Origin of the sequence: Xanthobacter cornucopiae (genome assembly GCF_043195065.2) — a bacterium.
In the GTDB taxonomy this organism is placed as follows: Bacteria; Pseudomonadota; Alphaproteobacteria; order Rhizobiales; family Xanthobacteraceae; genus Xanthobacter.
Genome location: NZ_JBAFWM020000001.1, coordinates 16229 through 28549 on the forward strand (window position 1 = coordinate 16229; position 12321 = coordinate 28549).

Here is a 12321-nt window from a genome sequence, read left to right on the forward strand (position 1 = left end):
GGAAGGCGGCGCGCCGCGGGCCAGATCGCGTGGAAGCGGTTCTCGCGCCGGGCCGGATGTATTGACTTCGCCGACCGCTCCTTGCAAATCGGCCACCTCATGCATCTCATAAGCATGCCATGTGCGTGAGGTATAATTGAGTTGCCTGTGGGGTAAAATGTTCTTCCCTCTCCATCCCCAGGCCCCTGCGGCAGGCCCCTCCCCACGACACCCGGCTCATCCTCGCGTTCCCCGCCCGGCCCGGATCGCCCGGCGCCGCGCGGCGCCGCGTGCCCGTCGTCTTCCCGACCCCGCGCCCCCGTCCCGGCATGCGAGGCGGCGGCCATGGATCTGACCGACAAGCTCGCGCTGCTGCGCCATTTCACCTCCGGCTGGGCCGGCGCGCCCGTCGCGGCCCAGAGAGAGGGCCAGGGGGAGGAGGCCCAGGGTCTGGTGCGGGTGCTGAACCGGGAGGGCGGCCGGCCGCCGCTCGTGTGGTGCTTCAACGCCAAGGAGGAGTTCCCCGCCCTCGCCGCCGGGCTCGGTCCCGACCAGCCGCTCTACGGCCTGCGCTCACTCAATCTGGTGACGCGGATGGAAGTAGGGCGGACGGTGTGGGACGAGGCCCTGGGTGAGCGCTACGCGGCGCTCCTGCTCGACACCCTGGCCGATGTCCCCTGCCTGTTCGGCGCCAATTGCCAGGCGGTTCCGGTGATGATGCAGGTGGTGCGGCGCTGGCTGCTGGCGGGGCGCCGCTGCGCCGGCGCCATCGCCCTGGAATGGCAACCCACCGTGCCCCTGCCGGTCCCCATGGAGCTGCTGTTCGGCGCCGAAAGCCAGACCTTCAACCCGTTCCTCAACGGGCAGGACCCCACCCCGCGCTGGCGGCTCATGTTCGCCCGGCACCGGGTGGGCATCCTGCCCGGACGGCACGGCCGCTATTTCCGCGGGGCCGGGCTCGAGGCCCTGGTCGCGGCGGTGCGGCAGGCCGGGGACGCGGCACCGGCAGCCGCGCCACCAGGCCTCCGCCTCGGCCCGGTGACCCTGCCGGACCAGGTCGCCGCCGGCGGCGACATCGACATCGCGCTGCCGGCCGTCGCCGGGCCGGTGCCCGATGGCCTGACCCTCTGCCATTTCTGGCGCGCCCCGGACAGCGGGCTGGTCTCGCCACTCGGCTGGCAGCTGGCCGACGGCTCGGCGGCGGCGGCGCACCGTCTCGCCGTCACGGCACCCGCATGGCCCGGCCCATGGGACCTGCACCTGTTCCCGGCGCTGCCGGAACACGGGCCGCTGGCGTGGCGCGACCACCTCGCCCCGGCGGCGCGGACCCAGGTCATCGCGCCCCTTCCTCCGACCGGACAGGACACCCCATGACGGATGACGCAACCCCGGACCTCGCCGCCGAGGTCATCGCCATGGTGGCGGAGCAGGTGGGCCTGCCGCCCGCGGCCATCGGCCTGGACGACAGCTTCATCGACATCGGCCTGGAATCCATCGAGGCGGTGCTGCTCTGCGGCCAGATCGAGGAGCGGTTCGCCCTTGAGCTCGATCCGGTCATGGTATTCGAGCACCCGAACATCGGCAGCTTCATCGCGGCGGTCGGGCAGATCGCCGCCCAGGCCGCCCAGCGCGCCACGGCCCCGCGATGAGCGCGCGCGACCTGCGCGACGCCCTGTTCCACTGGGCCGCCCATCGGGGCGACGTCGCCGCCTTCACCTTCATGGAGCGGGGCGAGGACGTCACCGACGCGCTGACCTTCGCCGAGACGCGCGCGCGCGCCAGCCGGCTGGCCGCCCGGCTGCGCCGGCAGGGGGCCGGGGACGGCCCGGCGGTGCTGCTGTTTCCGCCCGGACTGCGGTTCGTCGAGGCCCTGTTCGGCTGCCTTATCGCCGGGGTGGTGGCGGTGCCCGTGCCCTATCCGGTGAACGCCCGGGCCCGGGCGCGGATCGGCACCATCCTCGCCGCCGCCGGCGCCACCTCGATCCTGACCACGGCGCGGCTCGCCGCCGACCCAGCGCTGGTGGAAGCCGCCGGCGGACACCGCCGCTGGATCGCCGTCGACGCCGCGCCGCAAGACACAGACACAGACACCGGCGACGGGACGGGGGACGTCCCGGCGGCGGCCGGCGCGGACCGTTCGCCCGAGGACGTGGCGCTGATCCAGTTCACCTCCGGGTCCACCTCGGCCCCGCGCGGGGTCACCCTCAGCTTCGGCAACCTGCAGGCCAACCACACCATGATCGGGCCGGTGTTCGGGTCCGATCCAGACGCCCCGGCGGTCACCTGGCTACCCATGTTCCACGACATGGGGCTGATCGGCACCCTGCTCCACGCCTTCCAGGCCGGGCGCACCCTCCACATCATGCCGCCCTTCGCCTTCCTCCAGAAGCCGGCGCGCTGGCTGCGCGCGATCAGCCGCACCGGGGCGACCACCAGCGGCGCCCCCAGCTTTGCCTATGACCTGTGCGCCCGCGCCCTCACCGCTGCCGACCGGGAGGGGCTCGACCTCCGCCGCTGGACGGTCGCGTTCTGCGGCGCCGAGCCGGTCCGCAGCACGGCGCTGGAGCGGTTCGCCGCCGCCTTCGCCGGCTGCGGCTTCGACCCCGCCGCCTTCCTGCCCTGCTACGGCCTGGCGGAGGCGACCCTGTTCGTGTCCGGAGGCCCGGCCGGCAGCGGCCTCAGCACCAGCGGCGGCGCCCGTCCGGTGGTGTCCTGCGGGCAGGCGCTCGGCCCGCAGCGGATCGCCATCGTCGATGCCGACGGCCGGCCGCTGCCCGAGGGCGAGACCGGCGAGATCTGGATCGCCGGGCCCCATGTCAGCCGCGGCTACTGGCGCGACCCCGAGGCCACCCGCCGCACCTTCGGCGCCACCCTCGCCGAAGCCCCGGGCGAACGCTTCCTGCGCTCCGGGGACCTCGGCGCGCTGCGGGGGGACACCCTGTTCGTGACCGGGCGGATCAAGGACATCCTCATCGTCCGCGGCGCCAAGCACCATGGCGACGACCTCGACCGGACCGTCTGCGCCGTCTCCGACGCCCTGCTGCCCGGGGCCGGCGCGGTGCTGGTGGCCGACGCCGCCGCCGCCGCCGGCGAGCCGCCGGTGGTGGCGGTGCACGAGGTCGGCCGCCGGGCCTGGCCCGGCCTCGACCGGGCGGCGCTGGCGGCGGCGGTGAAGGCGGCGGTCACCCGCGAGCACGGCATTCGCCTGGAGCGGATCGTGTTCGTGCGGGAAGGCCGACTGCCCCGCACCACCAGCGGCAAGATCCAGCGCCACCTGTGCCTGCCCCTCGCCATGGCGCGGGACACTTCCACCGATGACGGCGGCATCACCAACACCGGGAGCGGCGAGAATGGCGATGACTGACAAAGGCCCCCAGGTCCCCGGTTTTTGCGCCCTGGCGCCGAACCAGATGGACGACCCCGCCGCCTTCTACGCCACCCTGCGGGCGGCCCCGCCGGTGTTCTGGAGCCCGGCCGACACCTCCTGGATCGTGCACCGCCAGGCCGAGGCCCGGGCGGTCCTCGGCGACCGCAGCTTCCGGGTGGCCGAGCTGTCGGCCATCGTCGCCGGGGTCGCCACCCGCGGCGGCAAGGCCGCCCCGACCCTGACCAGCCTGCTGTCGGTGTTCCTGCCCTTCATCAACCCGCCGGAACACGCCGCCGCCCGGCGCTACATCCACGCCGTGCTGGAGCCCGGCCGGGTGCCGGAGCACGCCCCGGCCATCGCCGCGATCGCCGCCGGGCTGCTGGCTGACATCCCTCCCGGCCAGGCCTTCGACGGCGCCGCCCATTATGCGGACCTGCTGCCGTCCCTGGTCATGGGCCACCTCCTGGGCCTGCCCGGGGCGATGGTGATGGACTTCGTGCTGGCCTCCGCCGAGATGGGCCGCGCCTTCGACCGCGGCGGCTCGCCCCGCTATTATGCCCGCATGGAGGCGCTGATCACGCGGCTGCGCGCGCCGTTCCAGGCGGCGGTGGACGCGCGGCGGCAGGCCCTCGACGCCAACGGCCCGGGCCCCGCCATGGACGGCCTCACCCGCATGATCGTCCTGGCCGACAGCCTGCGCCCGATGCCGGATTCCGCCATCGCCGACCATGCCATGTTCCTGATCATGGCCGGATCGGAGAACACCTCGGCCCTGATCGGCTCCACCCTCGCCGCCACCCTCGAGGCCGGCCTCGACCTCGGACGGCTGGCCACCGATCCGGACTGGTGCCTGGCCGTGGTGGAGGAGACGCTGCGCCACGACGGGCCGGTGCTGCACCTGTGGCGCTTCGCCACCCGCGACCTGGAGCTGGGCGGAGCCTCCATCCCCGCCGGCGACCGCCTGCTGCTGCTGGCCGGCGCGGCCAACCGCGACCCGCTGGCGTTCCCCGACCCCGACCGCTTCGACCCCGGCCGCACCGACCGCCACGGCATCGGTCTCAGCATCGGCATGCATTATTGCCTCGGCGGCGACCTGGCGATGCTGGAATCGAGGATCGCCCTGCAAACCCTCGCCGCGCGCCGGCCCCGCCTCGACCCCGGCCACACCACGGCCTGGCGCGACCGCCAGACCCTGCGCCGCCTCTCCCGCCTTCCCCTCCGACTGGACACCAAGGATCCCCCCGATGCCCTCGCCGACCCGCAAGCTTGACGGCGCCGCCGTGACCGCCTGGGTGCGCACGCACCTCGCCGATTTCCTCGACCTGCCCGAGGACACGGTGACCGAGGACGCCGAGTTCGCGGCGCTCGGGCTCGATTCCGCCGACAGCGTCATCATCTGCGGCGCGTTCGAGGAGGCCTTCGACGTCGAGCTGGACGCCACCTTGTTCCTGCGCAACCCCAACATCGCCAGCCTGATCGAGGATCTGCGCGGCACGGGCGTGGTGGCATGAACACTGGGCCATCGCCGGTCCTCAGCGTCGTCGTCGCCTCCTATGAGATGGCGCGCGAGCTACGCCGCACCCTCATCAGCCTGTCGCCGGGCTACCAGCGCGGACTGGATGTCCCCTACGAGGTGATCGTGGTCGACAACGGGTCGGCCGAGCCACCCCGCCTGGAGGAGTTCGCCGACCTCGGCCTCGACCTGAAGATCCTGCTCCATCCGCCCGGCTCCATCTCGCCGGTGGCGGCGCTGAATCGCGGCCTCGCCGCCAGCCGGGGAACGCTGATCTGCAGCATCATCGACGGCGCCCGCATGGCCTCCCCCGGCCTGCTGGCGGCCTCGGTCGCCGCCGCCGGCGCCCACCTCCGGCCGGTGGTGTACACCGCCTCCATGATGCTGGGCTTCGCGCCGCAGTGGCTGGCGCATGAGACCGGCTACGACCAGGCGGTCGAAGACCGGCTCCTCGCCTCCATCGGCTGGCCCGCGGACGGCTACCGCCTGTTCGAGATCGCCAACGGCCTGGTGGTGCAGCCGGGGGCGCTGGTGTGGTATGCCCCCGGCGGCGAGAGCAACGCCATCACCCTGACGCGGGCCATGTGGGACCAGCTCGGCGGCTATTGCGAGGCGTTCCAGACCGCCGGCGGCGGCTGCGCCAGCCACGACCTGTTCAGCCGCGCGGCGGCCCTGGACGGCAGCCAGATCATCGTCATCGGCGGCGAGGCCACGTTCCACCAGTATCACCGCCGCAGCGCCTCGACCGCGACCCCGGACGCCGGGCGCCGCATGGTCGAGTTCAGCCGCGAATACTTCCGCATTCGCGGCCGGACGGCGAAGCCGGTGCGCAAGCCCTACTGGCTGTTCGAGACCCATACCCCACCCCTGGCCGCGCAGACGCCGGAGGCGGCGCCCGACGGCCTCTCCCGCCGCTATCTCCACCTGCTCCAGAACCGCCTGCTCAACACCGGCGCGCGCGAGGTGGAAGCCCGCCTGCGGGCGCTGGAAGCCACGGTGCGGGCGGCCGGGCGGGACGACCTGATCGAGACCGCCAAGGCCAGCGTCCCGCGCCAGCTCAAGCGCGTGGTGGGGGCCTATACCGAGGGCATGCTGCTGGACCAGACCCCGCCGAGCGGCCTGACCATGACCGGTCGGCGGCGGCTGGAACAGCTCACCGCCTGCCTCCACCAGATCCTCGACGAAGCCATTCCCGGCGACCTGGTGGAATGCGGGGTCTGGCGCGGCGGCTCGGCCATCATGATGGCCGGCGTCCTGGCCGCCCGCAACGTGAGCGACCGCAAGGTGTGGGTGGCGGATTCCTTCGCTGGCCTGCCGCCCGCCGACAGCCAGCGCGACTACGGCTTCGACAGCGCCGCCGTCAATGCCGCCGGGCTGGCGGTGTCGCTGGAGAGCGTGCGGGCCAATTTCGAGGAACTGGAGCTCCTGTCCGACACCGTCCGCTTCCTGCCCGGCTGGTTCAAGGACACCCTGCCGGAGGCCCCCATCGCGCGCATCGCCGTGCTGCGGCTGGACGGCGACCTCTACGCCTCCACCATGGACGCGCTGAACGCGCTCTATGCCAAGGTGGTGCCGGGCGGCTTCGTCATCATCGACGACTATGCCCTGCCCTCGTGCGCCGACGCAGTGCGCGACTTCCGCGCCGCCCATGCCATCACCGAGCCGCTGCAACGCATCGACTATACTGGTGTGTTCTGGCGCAAGACCCAGGCCGAAAAGGACCTGAGCGCGCCATGAACCGCACCTGGGCTCCCATCCTGCGCCCGATCATCGCGGCGGCCGCGGCCCGGCGCGTGATCGAGATCGGCGCCGACCGTGGGCGGACCAGCGAGCGGCTGGCCCGCTGGTGCCGCGCCAACGGCGCCCATGCCGACATCATCGACCCGGCGCCGGGCTTCGACGCCGCCGATTTCGAGCGGCGCTGGCAGGACACGGCGCGCGTCCACCAGGCGCCCAGCCTCGACGTGCTGGACGCGCTGGCCGGGGCCGACGTGGTGCTGATCGACGGCGACCACAATTGGTACACCGTCTATCACGAGATCCTGACGCTGATCGGCCCGGCCGACGCGCCCCGCGCCGACGCGCCGGTGATGATCTTCCACGACGTGGGCTGGCCCTGGGGCCGGCGCGACGCCTATTACGCCTTAGAGCGCATCCCCGAGGCGTTCCGCCAGCCCTGTTCCGAGGCGCCCATCAGCCCGCGCATGCGCGGCTGGGACCCGGAGGGGGGGGTGCCGTTCGGGATGCCCTGCGCCAATGTGGCGGGCGGCCCGCGCAACGGCGTGCGCACCGCCATCGAGGATGCCCTCGCCGGGCGCGGGGACGCCTTCGATGTGGTCTGGATCGAGGGCCTGTTCGGGCTGGCCGTGGTGACCCCGCGCGCCCGGCTGGAAGCGCGGCCGGAGCTGGCCCGGTTCCTCGCCGGGCTGCGCCCGGCACCGGCGCTCAAGACCCTGATCGACCTGCTGGAGCTGGAGCGCCTGGGGGGAGCGCGGGCCAGCCAGGTCATGACCAAGGTCCTGTCCCCGCCCGCCGTCCCCGCGCCGGTGCCGTCCGGCGAACGGCCGCTGGCGACCGCCTTGTCCACCGACGTCTGGCGCGGCCTGCAGCAGGGGCTGCTCTCGCAGCGCTACAAGGGCCGGGCCTTCCTGCTCTGTCCCATGGACCAGTACAATTACATGAGCCTGATCGAGACCCTGCGCCCGGCCACGATCTTCGAGATCGGCACCCTGGAAGGCGGGCGGGCGCTGTGGATGGCCGACCAGCTGCGGGCCTTCGGCATCGACGGGCGGGTGATCGCGCTGGACCTGCGCCCGCCCGCCGGCCTCGCCGACCCGCGGGTCGAGCTCATCACCGGCAACGCGCTGGATCTCGAGGCCGCCTTGCCGGCCGCGCGGCTGGCCAGCCTGCCCCATCCCTGGCTGGTGATCGAGGATGCCGCGCACACCGAGCCGGTCACCCGCGCCGTGCTCGACCACTTCGATCCGCACCTGGCGCCGGGCGACCGGCTGGTGGTCGAGGACGGCAACACCGGCAGCCTCTCCGGCACCCCCGAGGCGGCGCCGGTGATCGACGCGCTGCGGGCGTTCCTGGCCGGGCGCGGACAGGACTACCAGCTGGAAACCGAGGTCTGCGACCGCTACGGCTACAACATGACGGCCAACCCGAACGGCTGGCTGCGCCGGCTGTGAGCCGGCGGCCGCGGCCTGCGTCTCGCCATGCAGGCCGCCATCGAGGTCACGCGGACGGCTCTAAGAGCCCGTCCCGAAAGGGTTGAGCGGCTGGGGCGCTTGTGATTCCCAGGGGTTGTTCAGGCCATCTTGGGAAGCGAGCGATGTGGACCCCAGCCACTCGCCGGCAGCATAGTCGTGCGGGGCTTCGATAAGAAACGGATTTGACGGATGCGGAGTGGCGGCTGGTGGAGCCGTTGCTGCCGGCGCCGAAGCGGACGGGGCGCCCCGGGTCCTGGCCGGTGCGCGAGATCGTCAACGCGATCTTCTACGTGATGCGCGGCGGCGGCGCCTGACGGCTTCTGCCGGCCTCATGCTCCTTCAGGATCCCAATAATCTGCTCTTCCGAAAAGCGACTGCGCTTCATGTTCTGGTCCTCGCAATGGGCCAGAACGAACTTCAAACTGGATTAGCTAGGGCTGAGACTCGATCAGAGCCAGAAGGCGATGGCGGTGGCGAGCGCTACGGCTGAGAGGAAGTTGGCAGCGAGTTTGTCGTAACGGGTGTGGACGCGCCGGAAGTCCTTGAGGCGACAGAAGGCATTCTCGATCAGATGGCGGCCCCGGTAGCGCGCTTCGTCATATCGGATGGTACGTTTGCGGTTGCGACGGCCCGGTATGACGGGCGTGGCACCCGCTTCGCGAGCCAGGCGGCGTAAGCGGTCGGCATCGTAGCCCTTGTCGCCCAGCAGGTAACGAATGGTCCCGGCCCGTTCGAGAAGCTTGGGGGCCGCCTTCATGTCGCTCACGTTGCCGGGTGTCAGCATCAGCGCGTAGGGACGGCCGATGACGTCGGTGAGCGCGTGGACCTTGGTTGTCCAGCCGCCACGCGAGCGACCGATAGCCTGCGCTGTCCGCCCCCTTTTGCCCCGAATGCCGCGCGCTGCGCCTTGATGTAGGTGCTGTCGATCGCTGTGCTCTTTGTGACCGCACCGGCCTCTACCAGCGCGTCGAGCAGCTGGAGCCAGAAGCCCCGGCGAGACCAGCGATTGAACCGATTGTAGACCGTCGTCGATGGCCCGTAGTCGGCCGGGCAATCGCACCAGCGGCAGCCGACCTTGAGGACGTGCAGAATGCCGGAGATCACCCGCCGGTCATCAACACGCCGCGCACCGGGTTGGTTTTTCGGCAGATGCGGTTCGATCGCCGCCCACGCCGCATCCGACAACCAGAACAATGCCATACGTCGCCTCCCGTGATCCATGCCCCTATGAATCAGGAAAACCATGCATCCTCAAACCAATGATTGGGTTTTGACCCTAAGCTAGCATAGCGCGGGCTTCGAACTCCATGGGGCTGAGGACCCGTGACCAAGACGTCTCGGCTGTGCAGTCCAGGCCATAGGCGATGAGATCGTCGCGGCAAAAGGCACACTGCAAGTGATCATCCTCGACCACGCGGGACCGGACGTTTGGGGGAAATTCCGGGTGTCGCGCTCACCGAGGAGTGGCGAGACAACGCCGCCCTCGTGCCGCCCCACTGGCTCACGCAGCGCGGCTAAGGTTGTCCGGTCGGGCTTGCAGACCGGCGCGAGGCGACATTTTCGGCACGAGGCCCGTCACAAAGCGCGTTTCCCATCTCCAATAGAGTGAAGGCCCAGCCTTCTCCCTGGCGGCGTCAGAGCACGACCCCCACAGACCCTAGGAGACTAAAGCTATGTCCAACACCAAAAACGCCACCGTTGCGCCCGAACCGGCGCTGACCTGGTCTTCTGACGCGCCTAAGGGCGGCAAGGCGGTGATGAACCGCGTGCTGAAGGACGGGGCCAGCGTGCCCCTGTTCTTCGCCCAGACCCTGATCTCCTCCTTGCGCGACGTGGGCTACAACAACACCACGTCGGCGATCTGCGAACACGTCGACAATGCCATCCAGGCCAAGGCGACCGAGGTTCGCATCTTCTTCCGCCAGACCGGCAAGAAAGGCGACACCGTCATCGACGCAGCCGTCTACGACAACGGCCTGGGCATGGCACCCAACGTGCTGAAGGTCGCGACCTCCTTTGGCGGATCAATGAACTTCAACAACCGCGCCGGCATCGGCCGCTTCGGCATGGGCATGAAGACCGCCGCCCTCAGCATGAGCCCGGTAATGGACCTCTATTCCTGGCAGGAGCCGCGCACCTACTACAGCATGACGCTCGACGTGGACGCGATCGGCCGTGAGCGGACCAATACAGTCGAGCTGCCGGACCCGACCCTGATGACCGAGCTGCCCGACGAGTTGGCGGACCTTTTCGTCAAGCCGCTGAGCTTCCCGGCCAGCGCCAACGAGCAGTCCCTGAAGGTCGGGAAGGGCGAAGACCTCGACGACCGCTTGGGTGGTCACGGCACCATCATCTACATGCCGGCTTGCGACCGCCTCACCTACGCCACAGCGCGCACCCTGGTGGAGCACGCCATGAAGGAGATGGCGCGGGTCTATCGCCGCGCGATCGAAGAAGGCCTCAAGCTTTACGTCAACAACCGCCTGGTCGAGGCCTTCGACCCGACCTACGCCATGGCCGGGGCGCGCCATGTCCGCTTCCTCGATATCCCGGAGAAGACCAGCAGGTTGATGTTCGCCAAGAAGATCCCGGTCCCGCTGCGCGAGCACGGGGCGGAAACCGAGGACATCGTCATCCGCCTGTACCGCCTGCCGATCGAGCAATGGTCCACCCTGACCCGCAAGACCTTGCGCAACGACCTGCAGGTGTTCAATGGCCTAACCGTGACCATGCTGCGCAACGACCGCGAGGTCTTCGCCGGCGCCATGCCCGACCTGACCACGCGCCATACTGTCACCCACTGGTACCGCGTGCAGATCGACTTCCCCGGCGAGCTGGACGAGGCTTTCGGCGTCGCGGCCAACAAGCAGGGCGTGCGCCTGAAGGGCTATGTGAAGGAGGCGATCAAGAAGGCGATCGGCGACGACATCACGACGATCAACGACGAGATCAAGCGCTATCAGGGCGCCCAGGCCAGCGCCCGCAAGGGCGCGCAACCTAGCGCCGCCGAGGCCCGCGCCACCGACGCCGACCTGCACCAGGCCAAGCCCCTGGAGCTGACGCCGGAGGAAGAGGCTCAGGTCGAAGCCAACCTCAAGACCCTGGCCATCGCGCTGCGGCGTGACGGCGAGACCGACCAGGAAGCCTTCGAGCGCGTGAAGGCTTCGAAGTACTTGATCGAGTTCAAGCACGACGAATATTGGCCATTCTACCACGTCGAGCACCGCTACGGCCGGGTGATCCTCACCATCAACACGGCCCATCCGTTCTTCGAGCACCTGTACGAGCCGCTGCGGAAGCTGGGGTCGGTGCAGGCCGAGGAGGAGGACGGCGGCGAGGCGCCGGCGGCCGAGGCCCAGGATGGCCCCCTGGTGGCCCTGGAGCTGCTGCTGCTGTCGCTCGGCCGGGCCCAGGCCCAGGTCACCGCCCAGAACGAAGACGCCCGCAAGATCCTCGAAACCCTGCGGCGCGAATGGTCCGAAGCCTACCGCGTGCAATTGACCGCCTAAGGATCGTCCCCGGTCTGGCGTCTTGCCAGATCGGGGATTTCCTGGCGTATTAACCTTGAGCGCAAGGCGCTGGCCTACGGGTCCGACCGCTTCACCAGGACACAGCGTTCCTGACGAAGATCCCGGACTTGGCCCCCAGCGCCGCTCACAACCCGCGGCGAACATCCGTCGCACAGACCTGGGAGACTAACCATGGCGGAACCTCCGCACCCGTGGGACGCCTATGCGTCCGCTCAAGCCCAACTCTCCAATCGCACTGCCGTCGGCGATCGATCCTGGGGCCTCGAAGCGGCCCTGAACCGGCTCGTCGTCAACACGGCGTTGGACCCGGCCCAGGTGGCGACCGTTCAGGCCAGCGCCGAGCGCCGGTCCCGCTACGGCCGCGCCCTCGTGGGCCGCAACGCCGCCGCCTTGAACGGCGACGCCCCCTCCGTAGAGGCGCAGATGGAGGCTCGATCCGATTTGATCTTCCTCGGCCGCCACCTCTCCGCGCCGGACATGGCGAGCCTGCTGGCCGTCGGCCTCGGCCACGCCGCCGCCACGGACGCCGCGCGTCAGCGCCTCACCCGTGCGCGCCGCGGTGCGCGCATGCTGCTGATTAAGTAGACTCTAAGAGCCCGTTTGGAAATTCGCCCAGATGGGCACGCGAAGCCCTTGCAGGCGCTTTATCACCGTCATGGCCGGCTTCGTCCCAGCCATCCACACGGGGAAGCTGGGAGCAATTTTCGGAGGCTATCTCAA

The 12321-nt window shown here is 70.4% G+C and carries 9 protein-coding genes and 2 pseudogenes; 10 read left to right on the top strand and 1 reads right to left on the bottom strand.

Going from position 1 to position 12321, the window contains the following annotated elements; genetic code table 11:
• Positions 1-324 precede the first annotated feature (324 nt).
• The 8 genes and pseudogenes from V5F53_RS21865 to V5F53_RS21900 all read left to right on the top strand — a co-directional run.
• The gene (locus tag V5F53_RS21865) at positions 325-1353 is read left to right on the top strand and encodes a hypothetical protein (RefSeq protein WP_393998665.1); all 1029 of its coding nucleotides are present in this window, start codon (positions 325-327) and stop codon (positions 1351-1353) included.
• Complete coding sequence (locus V5F53_RS21870; protein ID WP_393998664.1) at positions 1350-1628, top strand: acyl carrier protein; 279 nt, start codon at positions 1350-1352, stop codon at positions 1626-1628. Before V5F53_RS21865 ends, V5F53_RS21870 begins: the two co-directional genes overlap by 4 nt.
• Entirely contained in the window at positions 1625-3343 is a 1719-nt protein-coding gene (locus tag V5F53_RS21875; RefSeq protein ID WP_393998663.1) for a fatty acyl-AMP ligase, read from the top strand. Before V5F53_RS21870 ends, V5F53_RS21875 begins: the two co-directional genes overlap by 4 nt.
• The gene (locus V5F53_RS21880) at positions 3336-4616 is read left to right on the top strand and encodes a cytochrome P450 (protein WP_393998662.1); all 1281 of its coding nucleotides are present in this window, start codon (positions 3336-3338) and stop codon (positions 4614-4616) included. Before V5F53_RS21875 ends, V5F53_RS21880 begins: the two co-directional genes overlap by 8 nt.
• On the top strand, positions 4591-4857 hold the full coding sequence (locus V5F53_RS21885; protein ID WP_393998661.1) for an acyl carrier protein: 267 nt from the start codon (positions 4591-4593) through the stop codon (positions 4855-4857). The genes V5F53_RS21880 and V5F53_RS21885 overlap by 26 nt, the downstream gene beginning before the upstream one ends.
• A complete protein-coding gene (locus V5F53_RS21890) occupies positions 4854-6596 on the top strand; it encodes a TylF/MycF/NovP-related O-methyltransferase (RefSeq protein ID WP_393998660.1) in 1743 nt (580 codons plus the stop codon). Before V5F53_RS21885 ends, V5F53_RS21890 begins: the two co-directional genes overlap by 4 nt.
• A complete protein-coding gene (locus V5F53_RS21895; RefSeq protein ID WP_393998659.1) occupies positions 6593-8050 on the top strand; it encodes a class I SAM-dependent methyltransferase in 1458 nt (485 codons plus the stop codon). Before V5F53_RS21890 ends, V5F53_RS21895 begins: the two co-directional genes overlap by 4 nt.
• Before the next feature lie 203 nt (positions 8051-8253).
• Positions 8254-8376: pseudogene (locus tag V5F53_RS21900) on the top strand (transposase); the annotation flags it as partial.
• Positions 8377-8519: 143 nt separating this feature from the next.
• Here the strand turns inward: V5F53_RS21900 and V5F53_RS21905 are convergent.
• A pseudogene (locus tag V5F53_RS21905) lies at positions 8520-9316 on the bottom strand (IS5 family transposase).
• A 428-nt stretch (positions 9317-9744) separates the two neighbouring features.
• Here V5F53_RS21905 and V5F53_RS21910 point away from each other — a divergent pair.
• Both V5F53_RS21910 and V5F53_RS21915 read left to right on the top strand, forming a co-directional pair.
• Complete coding sequence (locus V5F53_RS21910) at positions 9745-11580, top strand: ATP-binding protein (protein ID WP_393998840.1); 1836 nt, start codon at positions 9745-9747, stop codon at positions 11578-11580.
• Between the two features lie 192 nt (positions 11581-11772).
• Positions 11773-12186: a hypothetical protein gene (locus V5F53_RS21915; protein ID WP_393998839.1), complete on the top strand. Its 414-nt coding sequence runs from the start codon at positions 11773-11775 to the stop codon at positions 12184-12186.
• Positions 12187-12321 lie beyond the last annotated feature (135 nt).

Coding starts and splice junctions, on each gene's coding strand:
- V5F53_RS21865 (WP_393998665.1), top strand. CDS start 325: ATGGATCTGACCGACAAGCTCGCGCTGCTGCGCCATTTCACCTCCGGC.
- V5F53_RS21870 (WP_393998664.1), top strand. CDS start 1,350: ATGACGGATGACGCAACCCCGGACCTCGCCGCCGAGGTCATCGCCATG.
- V5F53_RS21875 (WP_393998663.1), top strand. CDS start 1,625: ATGAGCGCGCGCGACCTGCGCGACGCCCTGTTCCACTGGGCCGCCCAT.
- V5F53_RS21880 (WP_393998662.1), top strand. CDS start 3,336: ATGACTGACAAAGGCCCCCAGGTCCCCGGTTTTTGCGCCCTGGCGCCG.
- V5F53_RS21885 (WP_393998661.1), top strand. CDS start 4,591: ATGCCCTCGCCGACCCGCAAGCTTGACGGCGCCGCCGTGACCGCCTGG.
- V5F53_RS21890 (WP_393998660.1), top strand. CDS start 4,854: ATGAACACTGGGCCATCGCCGGTCCTCAGCGTCGTCGTCGCCTCCTAT.
- V5F53_RS21895 (WP_393998659.1), top strand. CDS start 6,593: ATGAACCGCACCTGGGCTCCCATCCTGCGCCCGATCATCGCGGCGGCC.
- V5F53_RS21910 (WP_393998840.1), top strand. CDS start 9,745: ATGTCCAACACCAAAAACGCCACCGTTGCGCCCGAACCGGCGCTGACC.
- V5F53_RS21915 (WP_393998839.1), top strand. CDS start 11,773: ATGGCGGAACCTCCGCACCCGTGGGACGCCTATGCGTCCGCTCAAGCC.